The organism is Streptococcus vestibularis ATCC 49124, from assembly GCF_000188295.1.
Lineage (GTDB): Bacteria > Bacillota > Bacilli > Lactobacillales > Streptococcaceae > Streptococcus > Streptococcus vestibularis.
Map to the genome: position 1 here is coordinate 327,137 of NZ_GL831112.1, position 22,194 is coordinate 349,330.

The 22,194-nt window shown below is 40.3% G+C and carries 25 protein-coding genes; 20 read left to right on the forward strand and 5 right to left on the reverse strand.

Annotated elements, in window-relative coordinates:
* Window positions 1-262: 262 nt before the first annotated feature.
* From HMPREF9425_RS01715 to trxB, 4 genes are all read left to right on the forward strand, one after another.
* Window positions 263-1,009, forward strand: a complete 747-nt coding sequence (locus HMPREF9425_RS01715; protein WP_172798560.1) for an amino acid ABC transporter permease — start codon at window positions 263-265, stop codon at window positions 1,007-1,009.
* Window positions 1,009-1,752, forward strand: coding sequence for an amino acid ABC transporter ATP-binding protein (locus HMPREF9425_RS01720; protein WP_003094710.1), 744 nt, complete (start codon window positions 1,009-1,011; stop codon window positions 1,750-1,752). The genes HMPREF9425_RS01715 and HMPREF9425_RS01720 overlap by 1 nt, the downstream gene beginning before the upstream one ends.
* Before the next feature lie 214 nt (window positions 1,753-1,966).
* A complete protein-coding gene (locus HMPREF9425_RS01725) occupies window positions 1,967-2,191 on the forward strand; it encodes a DUF4059 family protein (protein WP_003093939.1) in 225 nt (74 codons plus the stop codon).
* Between the two features lie 62 nt (window positions 2,192-2,253).
* The gene (trxB, locus tag HMPREF9425_RS01730) at window positions 2,254-3,177 is read left to right on the forward strand and encodes a thioredoxin-disulfide reductase (RefSeq protein WP_282645305.1); all 924 of its coding nucleotides are present in this window, start codon (window positions 2,254-2,256) and stop codon (window positions 3,175-3,177) included.
* A 29-nt stretch (window positions 3,178-3,206) separates the two neighbouring features.
* On the opposite strand, the gene HMPREF9425_RS01735 is transcribed toward trxB, so the two are convergent.
* Window positions 3,207-4,088 carry a LysR family transcriptional regulator gene (locus HMPREF9425_RS01735; RefSeq protein WP_003096207.1) on the reverse strand — a complete coding sequence of 294 codons (882 nt, stop codon included), beginning with the start codon at window positions 4,086-4,088 and terminating at the stop codon, window positions 3,207-3,209.
* 145 nt (window positions 4,089-4,233) lie between these two features.
* Here HMPREF9425_RS01735 and HMPREF9425_RS01740 point away from each other — a divergent pair, with 145 nt between their 5' ends.
* The 9 genes from HMPREF9425_RS01740 to HMPREF9425_RS01780 all read left to right on the forward strand — a co-directional run bounded on the left by HMPREF9425_RS01740 (window position 4,234) and on the right by HMPREF9425_RS01780 (window position 13,344).
* On the forward strand, window positions 4,234-5,856 hold the full coding sequence (locus tag HMPREF9425_RS01740) for a malolactic enzyme (RefSeq protein ID WP_003096209.1): 1,623 nt from the start codon (window positions 4,234-4,236) through the stop codon (window positions 5,854-5,856).
* A gap of 21 nt (window positions 5,857-5,877) precedes the next feature.
* Entirely contained in the window at window positions 5,878-7,152 is a 1,275-nt protein-coding gene (locus HMPREF9425_RS01745; protein WP_003096211.1) for a 2-hydroxycarboxylate transporter family protein, read from the forward strand.
* A 180-nt stretch (window positions 7,153-7,332) separates the two neighbouring features.
* Complete coding sequence (gene rsmD / locus HMPREF9425_RS01750; RefSeq protein WP_003093460.1) at window positions 7,333-7,872, forward strand: 16S rRNA (guanine(966)-N(2))-methyltransferase RsmD; 540 nt, start codon at window positions 7,333-7,335, stop codon at window positions 7,870-7,872.
* Window positions 7,873-7,904: 32 nt separating this feature from the next.
* Window positions 7,905-8,402, forward strand: a complete 498-nt coding sequence (coaD, locus tag HMPREF9425_RS01755) for a pantetheine-phosphate adenylyltransferase (RefSeq protein ID WP_003096216.1) — start codon at window positions 7,905-7,907, stop codon at window positions 8,400-8,402.
* 16 nt (window positions 8,403-8,418) lie between these two features.
* A complete protein-coding gene (locus HMPREF9425_RS01760) occupies window positions 8,419-9,456 on the forward strand; it encodes a SepM family pheromone-processing serine protease (RefSeq protein WP_050777741.1) in 1,038 nt (345 codons plus the stop codon).
* An 85-nt stretch (window positions 9,457-9,541) separates the two neighbouring features.
* Window positions 9,542-10,486 (forward strand): tRNA modification radical SAM protein MnmL/YtqA, encoded by a 945-nt coding sequence (gene mnmL, locus HMPREF9425_RS01765; RefSeq protein WP_037621318.1) that lies wholly within the window; start codon window positions 9,542-9,544, stop codon window positions 10,484-10,486.
* A complete protein-coding gene (mnmM, locus tag HMPREF9425_RS01770) occupies window positions 10,483-11,031 on the forward strand; it encodes a tRNA 5-(aminomethyl)-2-thiouridylate-methyltransferase MnmM (RefSeq protein WP_003096221.1) in 549 nt (182 codons plus the stop codon). Before mnmL ends, mnmM begins: the two co-directional genes overlap by 4 nt.
* The gene (locus tag HMPREF9425_RS01775) at window positions 11,028-11,270 is read left to right on the forward strand and encodes a hypothetical protein (protein ID WP_003094091.1); all 243 of its coding nucleotides are present in this window, start codon (window positions 11,028-11,030) and stop codon (window positions 11,268-11,270) included. The genes mnmM and HMPREF9425_RS01775 overlap by 4 nt, the downstream gene beginning before the upstream one ends.
* Before the next feature lie 46 nt (window positions 11,271-11,316).
* The gene (locus HMPREF9425_RS01780) at window positions 11,317-13,344 is read left to right on the forward strand and encodes a cation:proton antiporter (RefSeq protein ID WP_003096223.1); all 2,028 of its coding nucleotides are present in this window, start codon (window positions 11,317-11,319) and stop codon (window positions 13,342-13,344) included.
* Window positions 13,345-13,392: 48 nt separating this feature from the next.
* Here HMPREF9425_RS01780 and HMPREF9425_RS10635 read toward each other — a convergent pair whose 3' ends face one another.
* The 3 genes from HMPREF9425_RS10635 to HMPREF9425_RS01790 all read right to left on the reverse strand — a co-directional run bounded on the left by HMPREF9425_RS10635 (window position 13,393) and on the right by HMPREF9425_RS01790 (window position 14,901).
* Window positions 13,393-13,521, reverse strand: a complete 129-nt coding sequence (locus tag HMPREF9425_RS10635; RefSeq protein ID WP_003096225.1) for a hypothetical protein — start codon at window positions 13,519-13,521, stop codon at window positions 13,393-13,395.
* 31 nt (window positions 13,522-13,552) lie between these two features.
* On the reverse strand, window positions 13,553-13,714 hold the full coding sequence (locus tag HMPREF9425_RS10640) for a hypothetical protein (protein ID WP_003093718.1): 162 nt from the start codon (window positions 13,712-13,714) through the stop codon (window positions 13,553-13,555).
* A 404-nt stretch (window positions 13,715-14,118) separates the two neighbouring features.
* Window positions 14,119-14,901: an ABC transporter ATP-binding protein gene (locus HMPREF9425_RS01790; RefSeq protein ID WP_003096229.1), complete on the reverse strand. Its 783-nt coding sequence runs from the start codon at window positions 14,899-14,901 to the stop codon at window positions 14,119-14,121.
* Between the two features lie 109 nt (window positions 14,902-15,010).
* Here HMPREF9425_RS01790 and HMPREF9425_RS01795 point away from each other — a divergent pair, with 109 nt between their 5' ends.
* The 5 genes from HMPREF9425_RS01795 to HMPREF9425_RS01815 all read left to right on the forward strand — a co-directional run bounded on the left by HMPREF9425_RS01795 (window position 15,011) and on the right by HMPREF9425_RS01815 (window position 19,002).
* Window positions 15,011-16,342 carry a hemolysin family protein gene (locus tag HMPREF9425_RS01795; RefSeq protein ID WP_003096232.1) on the forward strand — a complete coding sequence of 444 codons (1,332 nt, stop codon included), beginning with the start codon at window positions 15,011-15,013 and terminating at the stop codon, window positions 16,340-16,342.
* Between the two features lie 386 nt (window positions 16,343-16,728).
* Window positions 16,729-17,043, forward strand: coding sequence for a hypothetical protein (locus HMPREF9425_RS01800; protein ID WP_003096236.1), 315 nt, complete (start codon window positions 16,729-16,731; stop codon window positions 17,041-17,043).
* Window positions 17,040-17,192 carry an LPXTG cell wall anchor domain-containing protein gene (locus HMPREF9425_RS01805; RefSeq protein WP_003096238.1) on the forward strand — a complete coding sequence of 51 codons (153 nt, stop codon included), beginning with the start codon at window positions 17,040-17,042 and terminating at the stop codon, window positions 17,190-17,192. The genes HMPREF9425_RS01800 and HMPREF9425_RS01805 overlap by 4 nt, the downstream gene beginning before the upstream one ends.
* A gap of 187 nt (window positions 17,193-17,379) precedes the next feature.
* Complete coding sequence (gene pflA, locus HMPREF9425_RS01810; RefSeq protein ID WP_003094298.1) at window positions 17,380-18,180, forward strand: pyruvate formate-lyase-activating protein; 801 nt, start codon at window positions 17,380-17,382, stop codon at window positions 18,178-18,180.
* A gap of 69 nt (window positions 18,181-18,249) precedes the next feature.
* On the forward strand, window positions 18,250-19,002 hold the full coding sequence (locus HMPREF9425_RS01815; RefSeq protein ID WP_003096240.1) for a hypothetical protein: 753 nt from the start codon (window positions 18,250-18,252) through the stop codon (window positions 19,000-19,002).
* 77 nt (window positions 19,003-19,079) lie between these two features.
* Here HMPREF9425_RS01815 and HMPREF9425_RS01820 read toward each other — a convergent pair whose 3' ends face one another.
* Window positions 19,080-19,532 (reverse strand): universal stress protein, encoded by a 453-nt coding sequence (locus tag HMPREF9425_RS01820; RefSeq protein ID WP_002891687.1) that lies wholly within the window; start codon window positions 19,530-19,532, stop codon window positions 19,080-19,082.
* Between the two features lie 363 nt (window positions 19,533-19,895).
* Between HMPREF9425_RS01820 and HMPREF9425_RS01825 the strand changes: the two genes are divergently transcribed.
* On the forward strand, window positions 19,896-21,110 hold the full coding sequence (locus HMPREF9425_RS01825) for a pyridoxal phosphate-dependent aminotransferase (protein WP_003096246.1): 1,215 nt from the start codon (window positions 19,896-19,898) through the stop codon (window positions 21,108-21,110).
* Window positions 21,111-21,368: 258 nt separating this feature from the next.
* On the forward strand, window positions 21,369-22,154 hold the full coding sequence (gene codY, locus HMPREF9425_RS01830; protein ID WP_003093975.1) for a GTP-sensing pleiotropic transcriptional regulator CodY: 786 nt from the start codon (window positions 21,369-21,371) through the stop codon (window positions 22,152-22,154).
* Window positions 22,155-22,194: the final 40 nt, after the last annotated feature.

The following is a 22,194-nucleotide window of genomic DNA, read 5'->3' on the forward strand; positions in this document are numbered from 1 at the left end:
AAATGAATATTATAAAATTTATGATAAGATATTAAGACGGTTAGCACTAGGCTAACCGACTTTTTTAGAAAGAAAGGGCAACATTGTGAAAAAGAGTATCGAAGCATTTAATCGGTCACCTTGGTATCTCCAAGTTATCATTGGTTTAATTGGTTTGGCAGTGGTTGTTGCTTTGGCTATTCCCGTATCATGGTTAGTGGAGATTCTTTGGAGCTATATTTTGCAATTGGTTACAATTGTCTTCAAATGGATTTCATCTTGGATGCCAGCTGGTAAGCTCTTCTCATGGAAGGCTGTCTTTGATGCGGTTCCTAAGATTGTAGAACACTTACCTTTAACATTAGGTTTGACCATTGCAGGTGCTTTCTTAGGTTTGATTTTAGCCCTTGTTTTTGCGGTTGTTAAGATCAATCGAGTACGTATCCTTTATCCGATCCAAGCTGTTTTTGTGAGTTTCTTGCGCGGGACACCAATTCTTGTACAACTCATGTTAACCTACTATGGTATCCCACTCTTCCTTCGTTACTTGAATGGCGAATTCGGATTAGATTGGAATATTAATGAGATTCCACCAGCTATCTTCGCTATTACAGCCTTTGCCTTTAACGAAGCGGCATACATGAGTGAAACTATTCGTGCGGCAATTCAGGCTGTTGATGCTGGGGAAATCGAAGCTGCCCGTTCTCTTGGGATGACATCAGCACAGGTTTACCGTCGTGTCATTATTCCAAATGCGGCTGTTATTGCGACACCAAGTTTAATTAACAGTTTGATTGGTTTGACTAAGGGAACATCACTTGCCTTCAGTGCTGGTATCGTCGAAATGTATGCACAGGCTCAGATCCTAGGTGGTGCTGACTATCGTTACTTTGAACGTTATATCTCAGTAGCTCTTGTATACTGGGTAATCTCAATCTTGATTGAAAACATTGGTCGTTCAGTTGAAAATCATATGGCTATTAAGGTTCCTGAAGCAACTGACATTTCTGGCATTGGAGGTGACCGCTAATGATTAGTATCAAAAATTTGACCAAGGAATTTTCAGGACAAAAGGTTCTCGATGGCATTGATATTGACATTGAAAAAGGTGAAGTTGTCGCTCTGGTTGGTGCCTCTGGTGCAGGGAAGTCAACAATCCTTCGTAGCTTAAACTATTTGGAACAACCTGATTCTGGTACAATTATCATTGATGATTTTAAGGTGGATTTCGAAACAATTACCAAAGAGCAAATCCTTACCCTTCGTCGTAAGTTGGCCATGGTATTCCAACAGTTTAACCTCTTTGAACGTCGTACAGCCTTGGATAATGTTAAGGAAGGTCTTAAGATTGTTAAGAAACTTTCTGACGAAGAAGCTACTAAGATTGCGAAAGAAGAACTCGCTAAGGTTGGACTTTCTAATCGAGAAAATCACTACCCACGTCACTTGTCAGGTGGTCAAAAGCAACGTGTGGCCTTGGCCCGTGCCCTTGCCATGAAGCCTGATGTGCTCTTGCTTGACGAACCAACATCTGCTCTTGACCCTGAGTTGGTTGGTGAGGTTGAAAAATCAATCGCTGATGCGGCTAAGTCAGGTCAAACCATGATTTTGGTCAGTCACGACATGAACTTTGTTTATCAAGTGGCTGATAAGGTGCTTTTCCTTGAAAAAGGTCATATCCTTGAACAAGGAACACCCGATGAAATCTTGAACCATCCAAAAGAAGAGCGAACAAAAGAATTTTTCGCTTCTTATTCAAAACAATACCTTTAAGATGGGATTTTTGTTACAATAGAAAAGGTGATGGGATAGGACTACATTTCTAGTTTATAGTCAGAGTCCCACAAGGATGATTAGGAACTTTTGAGTACTTCAAAGGCGACTAAGGAGTCCAATCAGATACTACACCGCACAGTTATTACTATTCGGATTCAGAGGTTGGAGAATATTGTCTCAGCCTTTTCTATTTTTTACTTTAGGATGATTTATGTTATTAAATATTTTTAAATTTTATCTCTTAGGCCTTGTGATTGCTTTCTTTGTTTGCTTGGTGCTTGGCGCCCTTTGGCTTGGATGGCGTGCCCTACGTCGTGCAGACAAAACAGTTAAGGAGCGTCAAGGTGCCCTCTATGATGCTATTATGATGTCGATGGTTTCGATTCCAGTATTGGCATTTGCTTTTATGGCGATTCTTATCGTACTGAATGCATAATTCTAGCTTTGTTGGCAAATTAGGTGTAAGATATCTCTACAAGAAAATCATATAAGGAGTTAATCATGTACGATACAATTGTTATTGGAGCTGGTCCTGCGGGGATGACGGCAGCACTTTATGCAGCCCGTGCCAACCTTAAAGTGGCAACTTTGGAGCAAGGTGCTCCTGGTGGACAGATGAATAACACATCTGATATTGAGAATTATCCTGGTTTTGAAAGTATTTCTGGTCCAGAATTGTCCATGAAGATGTTTGAACCCTTGGAAAAATTGGGCGTTGAAAACCTTTATGGTATCGTGTCTGGTATCGAAGATAAGGGTGATTATAAAGTTGTCAAAACTGGTGACGAGGAGTACCAAACCAAGACAGTTATCATTGCGACTGGTGCTAAACACCGCCACATTGGTGTTGCTGGTGAAGAAGAGTACAACAGCCGTGGGGTATCTTACTGTGCGGTGTGTGATGGTGCATTCTTCCGTAATCAGGACCTCTTGGTTGTTGGTGGTGGAGACTCTGCTGTTGAAGAAGGAATTTATTTGACACGCTTTGCCAACAGCGTGACCATTGTTCACCGTCGTGACGAATTGCGTGCCCAAAAGGTCCTTCAAGACCGTGCCTTCACCAATGAAAAGGTCAAGTTTATCTGGGATTCAGTCGTTGAAGAAATCAAGGGTGATGATATCAAGGTTCGCAGTGTTGATATTAAGAATGTCAAAACTGGTGAGGTGACTAACCACGAATTTGGCGGTGTCTTCGTTTATGTGGGACTTGATCCTGTTTCAGATTACTTGACTGGTCTCGACATCACTGACCAGGACGGTTGGGTAATTACAGATGATAAGATGGCGACACGTATTCCAGGTATCTTTGCCATTGGAGATATCCGTCAGAAAGACCTTCGCCAAATCACAACAGCCGTAGGTGATGGTGCCACAGCTGGCATCGAAGCTTACAACTACGTGACTGCTTTAGAAGATAAATAACAAAAAAACCACCCTAAGGGGTGGCTTTTTTATGTTATTTTGTCTAGGAGAGTTTTGAACGTTTCAACTTCATTTGATAGGGGTGTTCCTTTTAGGTAGGCGTAGCTTACATGAAAATCGAGTTGCTCGTCGTCCTCTAAAGGAATTTTAACCAATTTATCCATGGATTCAAATTGTGTGACATCAGTGATGAGACTGATGCCGAGATTTTTTTCAACTAACTGACCGATTGTAGGCAGATCACTTAATTCTAAGAAGGAAACGGCCTGATTTTGATAACCTTCATTCAGTATATTGAAGGCTTCCATATGCACATGTCCCTCGTTGAGTAGAATAAAGCGTTCTTCAAGAACATCCTTGAAACAGATGACTTCTTTATCCGCAAATTTATGGCTTTCAGAGACTAGAATATAAAACGGTGATTTATAGAGTTCGTGAGTTGTTAATTTAGGATGCTCTAGGGGATGAAGGCTAGCTACTAAACTGAAATCTAAGTCTCCAGAGATTAATTGCTGTAGCAATTCTAAAGAACCTTCTGTACTAAATTCCATTTCGGATAAGATTGATAAATCTTGATTTTTTTCGAGCAGTTGCGCAAGAACTCTGGCTCTGATAATTGGAGGAAACCCAATTTTTGCTTTTGCATGAATAGAGCGATGGATTTCTTTGGAGAGTACGGATAGCTCAGTTAGGATGGCTTCAGCATGTTTAGCTACAATATCGCCTTGGTGTGTAAAGGCAACATTACGATGAGATGGGTCCTTAACAAAAAGGTGACAAGCAAAATGATCTTCTAAACGCTTGATGGCGTAGCTAACAGTAGGTTGGCTGACCCGACAATGTTTAGAGGCTGCGGTGAAGGAATGGAGTCTGTAAAGATGATAAAAATATTCTAAATCTCGGATATTCATTTTTTTATTTTATCATAAACCCTATTTGTTATAAATAATTTTTATGATAACAGAGCTTGTTGACTATAAGATTTTTTGAGGAATATAATGTCTAGCGACAGTTGAATAGATTAGTCACTAAATTATTTATGAGGAGTATTTCGCAATGAAATCACATGAAATTTTAAACAATCCATTCCTTAATAAAGGAACTGCTTTCACAATGGAAGAACGTAAAGAACTTGGCCTAATTGGTCTTCTTCCTCCATATGTTCAAACTATCGAAGAACAGGCTGAACAAGCTTACCAACATTTCTTGCGCAAACCATCTGACCTTGAAAAGCGTCTTTTCTTGATGGAGATTTTCAATACAAACCGTACTCTTTTCTACTACCTCTTTAACCAACACATCGTTGAGTTCAACCCAATCGTCTATGATCCAGTGATCGCGGACACCATTGAACAATATTCTGAACTCTTTGTAGATCCACAATATGCGGCTTACCTTGATATTAACCACCCAGAAAATATCGAAGAAACCTTGAAAAATGCGGCTGGCGATCGCGATATCCGCTTGATCGTTGCAACTGACGCAGAAGGAATTCTCGGTATTGGTGACTGGGGTGTCCAAGGTGTTGACATTTCTGTCGGAAAACTCATGGTCTACACTGCTGCAGCCGGAATTGATCCAGCTTGCGTTATGCCTCTTGTCATCGATGCTGGTACCAACCGTGAAGAATTGTTGAACAATCCAATGTATCTTGGAAACCGTCATGAACGTGTTCGTGGTGAAAAATACGATGCCTTTATCGATCAATTTGTTCAAACAGCTGGAAAACTTTTCCCTAAATTGTACCTTCACTGGGAAGACTTCGGTCGTTCAAATGCAGCTGATATCTTGAACCGTTACAAGAAAGAAATTCCAACTTTCAACGATGATATTCAAGGTACTGGTATCGTTGTCTTGGGTGGTATCTTTGGAGCTATGGATATCACTGGTGAAAAATTGACAGACCAAGTTTACCTTTGCTATGGTGGTGGTTCTGCTGGTGCTGGTATCGCAGATCGTGTTCACGCTGAAATGGTTGCGGAAGGCCTTTCTCCAGAAGAAGCCTACAAACGTTTCTTCATGATCGATAAACAAGGCCTTTTGTTTGATGATATGGAAGATTTGACACCAGCTCAAAAACCATTTGCTAAAAAACGTTCTGACTTCGAAGGCAAAGGCGATATGACCAGTCTTCTTGAAGTGATCAAAACAGTAAAACCAACCATCTTGGTCGGAACTTCTACAAACCCAGGTGCCTTCACTAAAGAAGTGGTTGAAGCAATGTGTGAAAACACTGAACGCCCTGTTATCTTCCCAATTTCTAACCCAACCAAGAAATTGGAAGCAACAGCCCAACAAGTCATTGAATGGTCAGACGGGAAAGCCTTTGTAGCTACCGGTGTACCTTCAGGAACCATTAGCTATAAAGGTGTGGACTACGAAATCGGTCAAGCCAATAACGCTTTGATCTACCCAGGTCTTGGTCTCGGTATGTTGGCATCTGAAGCTAAATTGTTGACAGATGAAATGATTGGGGCAGCAGCTCACTCATTGTCAGGTATCGTCAATCCAGGTCAACCAGGTGCGCCAGTCCTCCCACCATTCCAATATGTAGCTGACGTGTCTATCAAGGTAGCAGAAGCTGTTGCCAAGAAAGCTCAAGAACAAGGGCTTGCTCAAGCTGAAGAAACAGATATGGCCAAAGCTGTACGTGACCTTAAATGGTATCCTAAATACTAATAAGGAGCTGACTGAACAACCATGAAAAAATTGAATGAAATCAAAATTTCCGGTGTCAGTCTTCCTCTATATGCATTCATCGTCTTCGTTCTCGCGGTGACGATTGCTATGGGGAAACTCCCACTCAATATGCTTGGACTGACCCTCCTTTTGGTCGTCATGGGGCATGTTCTCTACTTTATTGGTGAGAAACTGCCAATTATGAACTCTTACCTAGGTGGTGGTTCAGTATTTACTCTGCTTGGTGCAACTCTTCTTGCTACATTTCATATCATTCCAAAAGATATTATTGTAGCAACAAAAGGATTTTTGGGAGATTCCTTTGGCTTTCTTGATTTTTATATTGCAGCCTTGATTTGTGGTGCTATCCTTGGTATGAATCGTAAGATTTTGGTGAAAGCCTCTGCACGCTTTATCCCCGTGTCTCTTGTTACCATGGTTATTGGTGCCTTTAGCGTTGGTCTTGTGGGGATGCTTCTTGGTCAAGGGTTCGGGCACTCTATCCTTTATGTTTCCTTCCCTCAAATGGTTGGAGGAATGGGAGCGGGTATTTTGCCACTTTCTAAAATTTATGCCTCTAACTTACATGGTGATCAAGCGACTATCTTCTCTCAATTAGCACCTGCGACTACTTTAGGAAATATTCTGGCTATTATCGGTGCTGTTCTTATTTCAAAAGTTTTTGTTAATAGTAAGTCAAATGGACATGGTGTCTTGATTCCTGTTAATAAGGATGAGTTGAAAAAGGAAAAACTAAATTTGAATCCGACTGATATTGGGGTTGGAATGATGTTTGCTTTTACAATCTTTTTGCTTGGTGTGATTTGCAATGCCTTTGTTCCAAAAATTCACAGCTATGCCTTCATGATTATCATTGTGTTTATCTTGAAAGCCTTGGATGTGGTACCAAAAACTTTGGAAAATTGTGTTGTAATGTTTAACCAAGTCATCATGTCAAATCTGACCCATGCAGTACTTGCAGGTATTGGCCTTTCTTTGATTGATTTGGCAACATTAGCAAAAGCGATGAATGTTCAATTTATTATTCTAAGTTTGACATCAGTTGTTGCAATGGGACTTGCTGCTGCTATTATTGGTGAGTTTGTAGGTTTATTCCCAGTTGAAACGGCAATTGGTGCCGGTATGATTAATAACTCTATGGGTGGTACGGGTAATATTGCTGTACTTTCTGCATCAGATCGTATGGAAATGATTGCTTTTGCTCAAATGGCAAATCGTTTAAGTGGAGCTATTATTTTAATTCTAGGTGGCCTATTAGCATCTATGTTGAATTAGTTAAGAAAATACTATTTGTGTGAGAAACACTTTGAGGACTGTTATGTCCTCTTTTTTTGGTGTAATCAATACAGATTATATGTGCTCAATATACTATACAATTGGTTTTTGCTATAATAGGTACATTGATAAAAACTAGGGTTTCTTTTTTCAATAAAATAATGAAACGAGGTGACCGACTTGCGTGTTGTAGCAGGTGATTTTGGCGGACGTCCGCTTAAAACGTTAGAAGGCAAAACGACTCGTCCAACAACGGACAAGGTCAAGGGTGCCATTTTCAATATGATTGGTCCTTTCTTTGATGGAGGACGTGTTTTGGATCTTTTTTCTGGGAGTGGTAGTCTGGCCATTGAGGCTATTAGTCGTGGCATGTCGTCTGCTGTCCTCGTGGAGAAAGACCGTCGGGCACAAGCCATTATTCAGGAAAATATCAAAATAACCAAGAGTGAGAAGCAGTTCCAGCTTTTGAAGATGGATGCAGCGCGTGCACTGACCCAATTGACAGGTCAATTTGACTTGGTGCTTTTAGATCCGCCTTATGCCAAAGAGCAGATTGTGGCCAATATTACTCAGTTAGAGGAGCAAGGGCTCTTGGCTGAAGAAGTTATGTTGGTTTGCGAGACGGATAAGGCAGTGGACTTGCCTGAAGAAATTTCAAACTTTGGGATTTGGAAGCAGAAAACATATGGTATCAGTAAGGTGACCGTTTACGTACGTTAGCCTTAGATAGGGAAGTTGTAGAAAGGAATGCTATGACAAAGATTGCTATGTTTACGGGGTCTTTTGATCCGATTACCAATGGGCATATGGATATCATTGCCAGAGCCAGCAAGTTCTTTGATGAGCTCTATATAGGCCTTTTTTATAATAAAAATAAGCAGGGCTTCTGGGATGTTGCGACTCGCAAGCGTATCTTGGAAGAGGTTGTAGCAGATCTTCCCAATGTCAAGGTTATAACGGCTCACGATAGTCTGGCTGTAGATGTCGCCAAAGATCTTGGGGTGACTTATTTGGTTCGAGGCCTTCGCAATGCGACAGATTTTGACTATGAGGCCAATATGGACTATTTCAATAAAGGTTTAGCGCCTGAATTAGAAACGGTTTATTTGATTGCTAGTCATGAGGTGACACCAGTGTCTTCCAGTCGTGTACGTGAGTTGATTTATTTTGAGGGGAACATTAGCTCTTATGTTCCGCAAGCAGTTGTTAAGGAAGTGGAGGCCAAGCGTGGCAAACAAGACAAAATCTAAATTACTATTAGAGAAAATGTGGCGTATTAAGTGGTGGTTATTAAGTATTCTTACGGTACTTTTCCTCCTTTTTGCCCTCTTTTTCCCGCTAAATAATTATTATGTTGAGCTTCCGGGTGGTGCTTTTGATACTAAGGAAGTCTTGACTGTAGATAAGAAAGCTGATGATTCAAAAGGATCCTACAATTTTGTGGCGGTGGCCCAAACCAAGGCGACTTTGGCCTTGATGCTCTATGCTCAGCTTAATGATTTTGCAAAGCTTCAAACAGCTAAAGAAGCAACCGGAAATTACTCTGATGAAGATTTCATGCGTATTAACCAATTTTACATGGAGACTTCTCAAAACCAAGCGATTTATCAGGGCTTGACACTGGCTGGTAAGGAGGCTAGTTTGGAGTATATGGGTGTCTATGTGCTTCAGGTTGCTGATGATTCTAGCTTCAAGAGTGTCCTCAATATCGCTGATACGGTGACGGCTGTTAATGGCAAGACCTTTGATAATTCTACTGACTTGATTAAATACGTTCAAGGGCTTAAGCTAGGTTCAAAGGTCAAGGTCACTTATACGACAGATGACAAAGAAAAGACTGCTACTGGTAAGATTATTAAGATCGCCAATGGCAAAAATGGTATTGGTATCGGCCTAACGGACCATACTGAGGTCAAGAGTCCTGAGAATGTTAAGTTTAAACTAGATGGTGTTGGCGGACCGAGCGCTGGTCTTATGTTTACCTTAGCTATTTACGATCAGGTGTCTGGTCAAGACCTCAAGGCTGGTCGTAAGATTGCTGGGACAGGCACTATTGAAAAAGATGGTTCTGTCGGTGATATCGGTGGAGCCTACCTTAAGGTGAAATCAGCGGCTGATAGCGGCGCAGATATTTTCTTTGTACCAAATAATCCAGTAACTAAGGAAATGAAAAAGGTTGATCCGGATGCCAAGACTAATTATCAAGAGGCCAAGGAAGCTGCCAAGAAACTGGGGACCAAGATGAAAATCGTCCCTATTAAAACAGCTCAAGAAGCCATTGATTATTTGAAAAAAACTAAATAAGAAGCGAGAGTGGGACAGGCAGAAATCCATGATTTTTGTCCTAGTCTTACTCTCTTTTTTAGGGCAAAGTGTTATAATAGTCTTTATGAAAAAACGTTATAGAACAGTCAATGATTACTATCGTGAAATTTTTGGCGAAAAGATTTTCAAACTTCCTATAGATGCGGGCTTTGATTGTCCCAACCGTGATGGAACAGTTGCTCACGGTGGCTGTACCTTTTGCACAGTATCGGGGTCTGGTGACGCTATTGTAGCTCCTGAGGCACCGATTCGTGAGCAGTTTTACCATGAGATTGACTTCATGCACCGCAAGTGGCCAGAAGTTCAGAAATATCTGGTTTATTTTCAAAATTTTACCAATACCCACGCGCCGCTTGAGGTTATCAAGGAACGCTACGAACAGGCTATCAATGAGCCTGGTGTTGTTGGAATCAATATAGGTACCCGTCCAGACTGTTTGCCAGACGATGTGGTTGATTATCTGGCAGAACTCACTGAACGTATGCATGTGACCGTTGAACTTGGCTTGCAAACGACTTATGAAGAGACGTCGGAGTTTATTAACCGAGCACACAGTTATGATCTCTATGTGGAGACGGTTAAGCGCGTGCGTGAGCGTGCGCCAAAGGCTGAGATTGTATCGCATCTGATTAATGGGCTGCCAGGGGAAAGCCACGAGATGATGGTGGAAAATGTTCGCCGTTGTGTGACGGATAATGACATTCAGGGAATTAAACTCCACCTCCTCCACTTGATGACCAATACGCGTATGCAAAGGGACTACCACGAGGGACGTCTTAAATTACTGAGTCAGGAAGAGTATGTGTCCATCATCTGTGACCAGTTGGAAATCATCCCTGAGGATATCGTTATTCATCGAATCACTGGTGATGCGCCGCGAGATATGTTGATTGGTCCTATGTGGAGTCTCAATAAGTGGGAAGTCCTTAATGCCATTGACAAAGAGATGGAACGTCGTGACTCATGGCAAGGGTGTAAAGTCGTTAGTAAGAAGGAGGAAAAAACATGATTAAACGACCCATTCATCTATCTCATGACTTTTTAGCAGAAGTACTGGACGATGAGAGTATAGCTGTTGATGCAACCATGGGAAACGGTAATGATACAGCCTTTCTGGCTGGCCTTGCCAAGAAGATTTATGCCTTTGACGTGCAGGAGCAGGCGCTCGAAAAGACTCGTCAACGCTTGTCGGACTTGGAAATTGAAAATGCGCAACTCATTTTAGATGGCCATGAAAATCTGGACCGTTATGTCACGGAACCTATTCGTGCAGCTATTTTCAATCTGGGCTACCTGCCATCTGCAGATAAGAGTGTTATTACCAAACCCCACACGACTCTTGAGGCCATTGAGAAGATTCTTGATCGTCTAGAGGTGGGTGGTCGTTTAGCTATTATGATTTACTATGGTCATGATGGCGGCGATATGGAGAAGGATGCTGTGCTCGAGTACGTTATCGGTTTGGACCAGCGTGATTTTACAGCCATGCTTTACCAACCCCTTAATCAAATTAATACCCCACCATTTTTGGTGATGTTGGAGAAATTACAATGATTACAGATATTAAAGAAAAGCTTGCAGATATGCAGGTCAAATATATAGATAAGCAAAGTGCCGAAGATACTTTGAAAAAGGTTGATAATCGTAAAACGGCTAAAATTAAGAAAAAGTTAGCTAGTCTTGAGGTCGAACGTTGCCATAAACTTTTAGCAAAAGAAGACGTGACTGCCATTGATAAAAAAATTCGCAAGCAAAAAGAACTATTCTCAAACTGTTGTCATAAGGAAGGTTAGGAGGAACTATGCATTTATCATTAGCTTTGCTTGTTCTTTTTTTAGCTTGATTTTATCGAACGTTATCAATCGTGTCTTTCCACGTCTTCCCCTACCTTTGATTCAAATTATTTTTGGGGTTGGTATTGGTTTTCTTCTTAAGGGGGAAGTTTTTGAGCTTGAAACGGAACTTTTTCTAGCGTTTATTATTGCTCCCTTGCTTTTTCGTGAGGGCGAAGAGAGTGACATTACCAGTATTCTCCGTAACTGGAAACTCATTCTATTTTTGATCTTTCCAGTCATCTTCGTGTCTACACTGGGAATCGGCTATCTTGCTAAGGCCGTCTTGCCTGCTTCGGTGCCCTTGTCTGCCTGTCTAGCAATCGGTGCCGCTCTTGGTCCAACGGATTTGGTTGCCTATTCCGCTATTTCTAAACGTTTCAGTTTTCCAAAGTGGATTAGTTATATTCTGCAGGGAGAGGGTTTGCTGAATGATGCCTCTGGCTTGGTCGCCTTTCAGGTGGCAGTGACCGCTTTGACAACGGGTGCCTTCTCCCTCCTGGATGCGAGCTGGAATTTGGTTATCTCTGTGCTTGGTGGTTTTTTGGTTGGCTTGATTACAGCCCTATTTAATCGCCTCTTTTTGACCATTTTGGATAATATGGATGCTGCAGATGTCACAGGTGCTCTCTTACTAGAGCTGGTACTACCGATCTCCTCTTATTTTGTAGCCGAGGAAATTCATGCTTCTGGAATTATTGCTGTTGTCGTAGCAGGGATTTCGCTTGCTAGCCGTTTCAAAAAAATCACCGTTTTTGATGCCAAACTGGATAGTGTTTCCCATACGATTTGGGGAACCATTACCTTCATGCTTAATGGTATGGTCTTTTTCCTTCTGGGGACGGAACTGCCAACCTTAGCAACCCCAGTACTGTCTATCAGTACTTGCGATACGCTTTGGATGTTTCTTGCCATTGTCTTGTTAACAGCGATCATGTTTGGAATTCGATTTGTCATGATTAGCGCAGTGTTTGCCCAAAGAGCTTGGCGGACCAAACGGTCATTGAAAAAAATATGGAAGGGTGCTACGCTTTTGACTTTTTCTGGCGTAAAAGGAACGGTTTCGATTGCAACAATCCTTTTGCTTCCGATTGCCAATATGACTGCGCTAGAACACAGTCTCTTACTCTTTACGGTAGCGGGTGTTACGCTACTGAGCTTCTTGATAGGTATTTTAGTCCTACCTAAGCTAGCCACTGGACCAGCGCATACGACCAACCATTATATGCAGATTGCTATTCTTAATGATGTGGTCGGTGAGTTGGAAAAAGATCTAAAACAGTCAACTAATCAAGGATCTGTCTATGCTACTATTGACAACTACAATCAACGCTTGGAAGATTTAATCTTGGAGCAGGAATCAAATGATGTCAAAAAAGAGTTGGCCAATATCCGAGTCATGATTATGGAAATTGAGAGTGAGGGTCTGGAATATGCCTACAAGAAGGGTAAGATTTCAGAACTCGAATACAATCTCTACCAACGTTATATCAAGGGCTTAGAGCGTCGTATTAACCGAGGTTTTGTTTCTAGTCTCTCTTATGCCTTTGCTGTTTTCGTTCGTGGCCTTCGTAGAATTTTGCACTTAGCTCTTACCTTCAAGTTTCGAATTGAACAAGAGGAGAATAGGCGAGGTCCTCGATTGACGGAGGAAAATCGTGACCATATGACTGAGCTTTATTTAACAAATACTGAGCAGGTTTTGGAAGCCTTGAGCAACCTGGAAGGTGTCTATCATTCAGATCTTTTGTCTTATTTGAAACGCAGTCGACTTCGAGAGGCTGAAATTATCCAATCAGGAGCCTTTGTCGAGAGGGTTATCACCCACTTAAATCCAGACAATGTTGATGAAATGTTGCGAGGCTATTATTTGGAACGTAAGGTTATCAACGAATATGAACAGGCTGAGCTTATTTCTAGTCGTTATGCCAAACAGCTTCGTAAGGAAGTCAATACTTTGGAGGACTATTCTCTCAAAGAAACAAGCAATACTTTGACCTATGATATGATTAATCTGGCCCGAAGGGGAGCTTAAGAAAGAATTTAGAGTAAAAAAGAAGCCAAGTTATTAATTTGGCTTCTTTTAATGTTTGTTTTTCTCATTATCGTGGTTAGGAAAGAGACAGCCCAATCCTAGGCCTACTAGGATACCGGCAACAATCAGAGTTTCGGTAGGAATAGGGAGTAGGTCATAGATTGCATTAGCAATCATCAGCCCAGTCAAGATACTAATGAGGCTAGATTTATAATCTTTTTTTCATGAGATTCTCAATTGTAAAGAAGATCAATAAGGCAACTGGAAAGAGTGGCCCAAGGGAACTCTCTATTTTTGGGAGGCCGGGAATACTGTAAATGATAACTGTTACTGCTGTACCGATTAATCCAAAAACTGTTACTTTAGTCATGTTTCTACCTCTCTTTCTATATCTGAAGATCTGTTGTTTTAACACTTACTAATGTATCGAAAGGGTAGCTCTCGGACAATATCATATGTCTATGTGGTTAATCTTAGAATCTATTCGGTCAAAAAAAGAACTGTTTTGTTATTGAATTGGTAAAAGTCAAAAGATTTCCTCACACAGTAAAATCTCTGACAAAAGCCACTTATATATAGTCGCTGCACTATTTATTTTATTCAAGAATGTCTATAGAACACCTTGTCCTTCTAGCTTTAATTTTGTATGGTGTATCTCAAATAAAAGAGAAGTAATGATGAAAGAACAAATCCCCCAGACTTATAGTCTAAGGGACTTGTTTCTTTAATGTTGTTCGTAAATTAGCCCTAAATCAAGCTAATATTGATCGGTTTTTAGAGAAGTGGGTTAATGTAAAAACGATGGTCATCAATTGGAATAATTTGAACAGGGTTTTGGTAGAAGTCAGCTAAAACTTCTGGTGTGATGACATCATTTTTGGGTCCTTGTGCTACGATTTTTCCTTGACGGAGTAGGAGAATATGGTCCATGTTTTCGGTAATTTCCTCAGCGTGATGAGTGACGTAAAGAACCAGCGGAGCATGAGGAAGCGAGGTGATACGATCAATCTGACGCAAGAGCTTTTCACGAGCAAATAGGTCCAAGCCAACAGTCGCTTCATCAAGGATAATGATGTCAGGATCTTCCATGAGACTGCGAGCAATCAAACAAATTTGTTTTTCTCCTTGAGAGAGGCTATGGTATTTACGACCTATCAAATCCCCAGCACCAAGTGAGGTCAGCATGTCCTTAGCTTCTTGCAACTCCTTATCCCCATATGCCTTGTAGAGGATTGAGCTCTTGTATTTACCAGTAAGGACGATTTTTTCAGCGGTCATATGCTTAGGCAGACGCTCAGTGATGAAGGAACTGACAATACCGATATGTTTGCGAAGACCCGTGATGTCCCCGTTACCAAAGGCATAGCCAAGTATTTCAGCATGACCTTCAGAAGGAAAGAATTCAGCTGTCAATAAGCGTAGAAGTGTTGATTTCCCTGCACCATTAAGTCCAAGGATAGCCCAGGTCTGGCCTTTTTCAACTGTCCAGTTAAGTTCGGACAAGAGTGTTTTTCCTTGGCGAGCCAAGCTGACATTTTCTAAGCGTATAAGTGACATAAGTCTCTCCTTCGATGATAAATTACTCTAATTATAGCATAAAATAGGAACCTATATTGGGAAATTGTGATATAATGGAAGTCAGAATTTTTTTAGAGGAGAAGATAAAATGGAAGACTCTAGTGGTCAGTCCTTATTATTTCAATTTATTTTATTACTAATTTTAACCTTGCTTACGGCCTTTTTCTCAGCGTCTGAGATGGCTTTAGTATCACTAAACCGTTCACGTGTGGAACAAAAGGCTGAAGAAGGTGATAAGAAATTTATTCGCCTGCTCAAGGTTCTTGAAAATCCCAATAACTTCTTATCGACTATTCAGGTTGGTATTACTTTTATCAGTCTTTTGCAAGGGGCCAGTCTCTCTGCTTCGCTAGGAGCAGTCATAGCGACCTGGTTTGGCCACGTAGCCTGGGCTAAAACAGCAGGTAGCGTGGTATCTTTGGTGATCTTGACTTACATTTCTATCGTTTTTGGTGAGCTTTATCCTAAGCGTATTGCCATGAATCTTAAAGAAAATCTAGCCATCTACTCAGCGCCTGTCATTATTGTTACTGGTAAGATTGTTAGTCCCTTTGTTTGGATTCTTTCGGCGTCAACCAATCTTTTGTCTCGTTTGACACCTATGACCTTTGATGATGCAGATGAGCAGATGACACGTGATGAGATTGAGTACATGTTGACCAAGAGTGAGGATACACTTGAGGCTGAAGAAATTGAAATGCTCCAAGGGGTATTCTCTCTTGATGAATTGATGGCGCGTGAGGTTATGGTCCCTCGTACAGACGCCTTCATGATTGATATTGAAGACAATACTCAAGAAAATATCCAAGCTATTCTCAAGGAAAGCTTCTCTCGTATTCCTGTTTACGAAGATGACAAGGATAAGATTATCGGTGTAATCCATACCAAAAATCTCCTTCAAGCAGGTTATGAGCTCGGTTTTGAGAATGTTAAGCTTCGCCGTATCATGAATGAGCCCCTCTTTGTTCCAGAAACAATCTTCGTTAATGACCTCTTGGCAGCCTTTCGTAATACCAATAATCAAATGGCCATCTTGCTTGATGAATATGGTGGTGTGGCTGGTCTTGTGACCTTCGAGGATCTTTTGGAAGAAATCGTCGGTGAAATTGATGACGAAACAGATAAAGCCAGTGTGGAAGTTCGTGAAATAGGAGAGAATACCTATATTGTTGAGGGGGCTATGACTCTTAATGACTTCAATGAACACTTTGATACAGAGCTTGAAAGTGATGATGTTGATACTATCGCAGGCTATTATTTGACTGGTGTAGGAGCAATTCCCACTCAAGAAGTCAAGGAACATTATGAAGTTATCAACAGGGACAAACATCTTGAATTTATTAACGATAAGGTTAAGGATGGTCGCGTAACTAAACTTAAGGTAATCATCACAGCAGCTCCAGAAGAGGCAGGAGAATAGAATTCACCAGCTTTAGATTAGAAAAGACTAGAGCTAAAAAGTAAGATAATGATAATTGAGCGCCTTCTTTCCTTTGAATAGGAAGCGCTTTTTATTATCTTTTCGATGAGTATTTTTAATAGATATAATTAGATTAGAAAATGGATGAAAATCGCTATGCTTTTTTATTTCAATAAAATATCTAGTTATTATTGGCCTACGACCTTATTTTTTGAAGTAATTTAAACAGGTTTTGAAATGATGGTAGATTAAGCATAAAAATAAATAAGATTTTGATTAAAACGCTTCTCTATTTCTTTTTATGACAGAATATAAATTAACTGATAAATGAAAAAGGAAAATCTTAATAGCTTCTAAAAAATCTCTATATTCCTATACATAGTAGCTTGCTTTTACTCACCCTTATTCTAGTAGCTTTTCTACCAGTAACTTCTTTTGCAGATGACGGCATTGCGACAAATGATACTGTTCTTACGCAGCCAAAAACTGATACAGATACAAATACAAGTGAGGCCCCTCAATCACCTGAAGTTCCTTCAGTCAACGTTAATGGTCAACCTGTTGTTACTGTGACACCAGCAGCACCAGTTATCACAGCAGCTGGTCAAACAATCGTTTCTACACAAAATAGTCAACTTGTTGTTGCCAATAATGACGGAACAACAAGTCTTGTTGCTCCTGAGGTGCAGGATTCAAAGTGAATGCTGACGGTACATTGACTGGTAAAGATGCCAAAGGTAAAGAAGTCACTCTTCCCAAGACTGGTGAAGCATCAACTGCAATCTTGACATTTGTAGGAACATTCTTCCTTACTCTTGCAGTTCTATTGGGATTTAAGAAACGTGCCTAATCGTATAGATAATAAAAAAACTGGATTCTTCCAGCTTTTTACTTTTTCTTCTGGTATAGTATAGTTATATTGTAATTTCAGATGTATTATAGTATAACCTTTGCTTGAATTCAGGCAGATATGGAGCATGTTTCCGATAAAAGAGGTATAATAAAATCATGTAAAAAGCGTTTTCAAGGAGGCTGCCATGGCAGAAATTGATTACAGTCAGGTGACTGGACTTGTTCATTCAACCGAAAGTTTTGGATCTGTAGATGGTCCTGGTATCCGTTTTATTGTTTTCATGCAAGGCTGTAAGATGCGTTGCCAATATTGTCATAACCCAGATACTTGGGCTATGGAGTCAAATAAGGCTGTTGAACGTACAGTTGAAGATGTCTTAGATGAGGCTCTTCGTTTCCGTCATTTCTGGGGTGAGCATGGTGGTATCACTGTATCAGGTGGTGAGGCCATGCTTCAGATTGATTTTGTCACTGCCCTCTTTACAGAGGCTAAGAAGCTAGGAATTCATTGTACGCTTGATACTTGTGGGTTTGTTTACCGTAATACTCCTGAGTATCATGAAGTTGTTGACAAACTTTTGGCTGTGACAGACTTGGTCCTACTTGACATCAAAGAGATTGATCCCGAACAACACAAGTTTGTGACTCGTCAACCTAATAAGAATATTTTGGAATTTGCTCAATATCTGTCTGATAAACAAGTTCCAGTCTGGATTCGCCATGTCTTGGTACCTGGTTTGACAGACTTTGACGAACACTTGGTTAAGCTTGGTGAGTTTGTAAAGACCTTGAAAAATGTCGATAAATTTGAAATTCTTCCCTATCATACAATGGGTGAGTTCAAATGGCGTGAGCTCGGTATTCCATATCCTTTGGAAGGGGTTAAACCACCAACTGCAGATCGGGTTAAAAATGCCAAAGCTCTCATGCACACTGAAACGTATCAAGAGTATAAAAATCGTATCGGTGTCAAAACCTTGGATTGAAAAAGAAGCTCTTGACAAGGGCTTTTTAACTTTGCTATTATTTAGGGAGCAATAAATAGCAGGTAAATTATGTTTCGTATTTTAAAATTTGATGATGACTTTGTTTATCTCAGTCATCCTGACGGGCGACTTAAGAAAATAGATCGCACGCTTTTTGATTTTGATATAAAATTAGGAGACCGTATTGACGTCTACCAAGATGGTGACTTGACCGTTGTTACTCCGGCAGAAGTTCAAACGGACTTGAGCTTAGAGGGAGATAAATCGGTTAAATCACACCTCTTGCAAGGAATTTTAGATCTTTTCCTTGAGACTCTTAATATTCACAACAATCATTTGGGTGACTTGAAGAAGATTTTCACGCAATTATTGATTACACTCTTCATGGCTTGGAGCTTGCTAGGTGTTATTCTGGTTGAGATTCTTCTTTTTGCAGAATCGATTATTGTTTTCCTATGGAGACTCTTGGTTCGTCTTATTAAGTGGATGCATATTAAAGACAACACTAAGGTCTTGATTGATGAGACGCAAAAACGCCATGCTAAGCGTGAACGTCAGAAAGCTCAAAGACGTGAGCAAGAAAGACGTCGTCAGGAAGAACTTGAAGAACGTGAATATCTTCGTGAAACAGAACGTCAAAAGGAACTCATGATTGTTGAAGCTAGCCTTAGTCAGGAAGCGGAGCGTGAGAGTCTTTCAACTAGCCTTGCTTTGGAGCAAGCAGGTGCCTCAAGTCAGTCTGCTAGTGAAGACTTGGCCATAGAAAGTCAGTCAACTTCAGAGTCAGCAGTGATGTCTGAAGCAGCAAAGTCTGAAAAATAGAACAAAAAAGAACTGAGAGTTAAAATCTCGGTTCTTTTTTATATGAGAAAAGCACCAGAGGTGCTTGTGAGAGGTGACTAAAGTGTTTTTTCAGAGTCACGAACAATGAGCAAGTCAACTTTTGCGTGACGGAGAATGTATTCAGAAGATGAACCAATAAGCAAGCGTTCAAAAGTATTGAGACCAGTGGCACCAACCATAATAAGGTCAACATTTTCCTTATCAGGGATATCAACAGCCAAAAGGCTTTTAGGATTACCGAACTCAATAACTTTGCGAATCTTGGTTAAACCAGCTTCTCTGGCTTGACGTTCAAAGTCAGCCAATACAGCTTTAGCTTCGTCTTCTAGTTTTTCATAGATATAAGAGTCGAAAGTCGCAACGCTTTGAAGGGCGCGTGTATCGATAACGTGTACCAATAGTAACTGAGCATTATTACGTTTTGCAACGTGCACACCTTTAATAAAGGCCAGTTCTGATTCGTAAGAACCGTCGATAGCTACCATAATACGTTCATATTGTTGAGACATAAGCTCTACCTCCTATCTTTAGCTTTATTATACTCCTTTAATCTAAAAAATGAAAGCGTTGTTATAGATTTTCTGAAATCTTTTTTTGACTGCTTACTTTAGGATGCTCTTGGTAATGTGAAGATTTCAGTATTATCTAAAAATTGAAGATTGCTTGAAAAAGAGGTATAATACAATCTGTTATTAGCTTCGTAAGAAACATGATAATTAAAAAAGAGGAAGACAAGTCTTCAGAAATGATACCAAATGAAATGGCCGAGCCTAAAGTTGGTGTCAATAAAAGTGGAAATCTCCATCAGGTGTTGAATTTTTTTATTTTCTACTAGATGTATCTGCTTTAGTATCTTTTGAAAGGATTAACTTATGAAAACATTTGATAAATCATCAAAGTTGGAACACGTTGCCTATGATATTCGTGGTCCAGTTTTGGATGAGGCCAACCGTATGATTGCCAACGGTGAAAAAATTCTCCGTCTTAATACAGGAAATCCTGCGGAATTTGGTTTTACAGCACCAGATGAAGTCATTCGTGATTTAATTATGAATGTTCGTAACAGTGAAGGGTATTCGGATAGTAAAGGGATTTTCTCAGCTCGTAAGGCGATTATGCAGTATTGCCAGCTAAAGGGATTCCCAAATGTAGATATTGATGATATTTATATTGGTAATGGTGTTTCAGAAATGATTTCCATGTCTATGCAGGCCTTGCTTGATGATGGAGATGAGGTTTTGGTCCCAATGCCAGACTATCCTCTTTGGACTGCCTGTGTCAGTCTAGCTGGCGGTAACGCTGTGCACTATGTCTGTGATGAAAAATCTAACTGGTATCCAGACATTGATGATATCAAATCAAAGATTACATCAAATACTAAGGCTATTGTTATCATCAATCCGAATAACCCTACAGGTGCTCTTTACCCTAAAGATGTTCTTGAACAGATTGTTGATATTGCACGCCAAAATGACTTGATTATCTTTGCGGATGAGATTTATGACCGCTTGGTTATGGATGGTAAGAAGCACATTGCTATTGCAAGTCTTGCACCAGACGTTTTCTGTGTATCTATGAATGGTCTTTCTAAATCTCACCGTATTTGTGGTTTCCGTGTGGGTTGGATGGTTCTTTCTGGGCCTAAGAAGAATGTTCGGGGCTATATTGAAGGGCTTAATATGTTGTCTAATATGCGCCTTTGTTCTAATGTGCTCTCTCAACACGTAATTCAGACTTCGCTTGGTGGTTACCAATCTGTTGATGAGCTCCTGATTCCTGGTGGTCGTATTTATGAACAACGTGAGTTTATTACAAACACAGTAAATGATATTCCAGGACTTACAGCTGTTAAGCCAGATGCAGGTCTTTACATTTTCCCTAAGATTGACCGTAACATGTATGATATTGACGATGATGAAGAGTTCTGTCTTCGTCTCTTGAAGAAGGAAAAAGTCCTCTTGGTTCCAGGAAAAGGCTTTAACTGGAATGAACCGGACCACTTCCGTATTGTCTACCTTCCTCGTGTGGAAGAATTGGCTGATCTTGGAAATAAAATCGAACGTGTTTTGTCATATTACAAGCGCTAAATTCGTGAAAACTGGACAAAAAGGCTTGTCCGTTTTTTATCTTGCTTAAAAAGGAGTCGTTTTTACCTAAAATCCGAACGTTTTCCTTGAAAAAGACATAATATAATGAATAGTAGAATAATAAATAATTTTCAGACAATTGTTTGCAATTTTTAGGTCAGGTATGCTATAATGATAGGGCTAGCGGGTCTTAACGGATATGCTTGGTACAGGACCTGAGATTATTAAGATTATAAATAGAAAGTGAAGACAATAAAAATGGCAAATTTGCTGGCTAAAACACGTAAAATTACTTCTATCTTGCAACGCTCAGTAGATAGCTTGGAAGGAGATCTTCCATACAACAACATGGCTGCTCAGTTGGCAGATATTATTGATTGTAATGCTGCTATCGTAAATGGTGGTGGTGCTCTCCTTGGTTTTGCTATGAAATACAAAACCAATACTGACCGTGTGGAAGAGTTTTTTGAAGCGAAACAACTTCCAGAGGAATACACACGTGGTATTAGCCGTGTTTATGATACTCAAGAAAATATCGGTATTGACAGTGACTTGACCATCTTCCCAGTGGAATCAAAAGATGATTTTCCAGACGGTTTAACGACAATTGCACCAATCTATGGTGGTGGTATGCGTCTTGGTTCTTTCATTATTTGGCGTAACGACCATGATTTTGTGGACGACGACCTTATCTTGGTTGAGATTGCATCTACAGTAGTTGGTTTGCAATTGTTGAATCTTCAAACAGAAAACTTGGAAGAAACGATTCGTAAACAAACAGCTATTAATATGGCTATTAACACCTTGTCTTACTCAGAAATCAAGGCAGTTTCAGCTATTTTGAATGAGTTGGACGGTTTAGAAGGTCGTTTGACAGCCTCTGTTATCGCGGACCGTATCGGAATCACTCGTTCTGTTATTGTTAATGCTCTTCGTAAATTAGAATCAGCTGGTATTATTGAAAGTCGTTCGCTTGGTATGAAAGGAACTTATCTTAAAGTCCTTAACGAAGGTATCTACGACAAATTGAAAGAATACGAATAAAACATTGAATAGAAGTGAGGTAGGCTGAGGTCGCCGCACT

Excerpts from the sequence above, each read along its gene's own strand:
- HMPREF9425_RS01820 (WP_002891687.1), bottom strand. The coding sequence starts at position 19,532 with ATGTCTCAACAATATGAACGTATTATGGTAGCTATCGACGGTTCTTAC.
- codY (WP_003093975.1), top strand. The coding sequence starts at position 21,369 with ATGGCAAATTTGCTGGCTAAAACACGTAAAATTACTTCTATCTTGCAA.
- HMPREF9425_RS01815 (WP_003096240.1), top strand. The coding sequence starts at position 18,250 with ATGTTTCGTATTTTAAAATTTGATGATGACTTTGTTTATCTCAGTCAT.
- pflA (WP_003094298.1), top strand. The coding sequence starts at position 17,380 with ATGGCAGAAATTGATTACAGTCAGGTGACTGGACTTGTTCATTCAACC.
- HMPREF9425_RS01735 (WP_003096207.1), bottom strand. The coding sequence starts at position 4,088 with ATGAATATCCGAGATTTAGAATATTTTTATCATCTTTACAGACTCCAT.
- HMPREF9425_RS01760 (WP_050777741.1), top strand. The coding sequence starts at position 8,419 with ATGTGGCGTATTAAGTGGTGGTTATTAAGTATTCTTACGGTACTTTTC.
- mnmL (WP_037621318.1), top strand. The coding sequence starts at position 9,542 with ATGAAAAAACGTTATAGAACAGTCAATGATTACTATCGTGAAATTTTT.
- HMPREF9425_RS10640 (WP_003093718.1), bottom strand. The coding sequence starts at position 13,714 with ATGACTAAAGTAACAGTTTTTGGATTAATCGGTACAGCAGTAACAGTT.
- HMPREF9425_RS01740 (WP_003096209.1), top strand. The coding sequence starts at position 4,234 with ATGAAATCACATGAAATTTTAAACAATCCATTCCTTAATAAAGGAACT.
- HMPREF9425_RS01715 (WP_172798560.1), top strand. The coding sequence starts at position 263 with ATGCCAGCTGGTAAGCTCTTCTCATGGAAGGCTGTCTTTGATGCGGTT.
- HMPREF9425_RS01775 (WP_003094091.1), top strand. The coding sequence starts at position 11,028 with ATGATTACAGATATTAAAGAAAAGCTTGCAGATATGCAGGTCAAATAT.
- HMPREF9425_RS01720 (WP_003094710.1), top strand. The coding sequence starts at position 1,009 with ATGATTAGTATCAAAAATTTGACCAAGGAATTTTCAGGACAAAAGGTT.
- HMPREF9425_RS01825 (WP_003096246.1), top strand. The coding sequence starts at position 19,896 with ATGAAAACATTTGATAAATCATCAAAGTTGGAACACGTTGCCTATGAT.
- HMPREF9425_RS10635 (WP_003096225.1), bottom strand. The coding sequence starts at position 13,521 with ATGATTGCTAATGCAATCTATGACCTACTCCCTATTCCTACCGAAACT.
- HMPREF9425_RS01790 (WP_003096229.1), bottom strand. The coding sequence starts at position 14,901 with ATGTCACTTATACGCTTAGAAAATGTCAGCTTGGCTCGCCAAGGAAAA.
- HMPREF9425_RS01745 (WP_003096211.1), top strand. The coding sequence starts at position 5,878 with ATGAAAAAATTGAATGAAATCAAAATTTCCGGTGTCAGTCTTCCTCTA.
- HMPREF9425_RS01725 (WP_003093939.1), top strand. The coding sequence starts at position 1,967 with ATGTTATTAAATATTTTTAAATTTTATCTCTTAGGCCTTGTGATTGCT.
- mnmM (WP_003096221.1), top strand. The coding sequence starts at position 10,483 with ATGATTAAACGACCCATTCATCTATCTCATGACTTTTTAGCAGAAGTA.
- HMPREF9425_RS01795 (WP_003096232.1), top strand. The coding sequence starts at position 15,011 with ATGGAAGACTCTAGTGGTCAGTCCTTATTATTTCAATTTATTTTATTA.
- coaD (WP_003096216.1), top strand. The coding sequence starts at position 7,905 with ATGACAAAGATTGCTATGTTTACGGGGTCTTTTGATCCGATTACCAAT.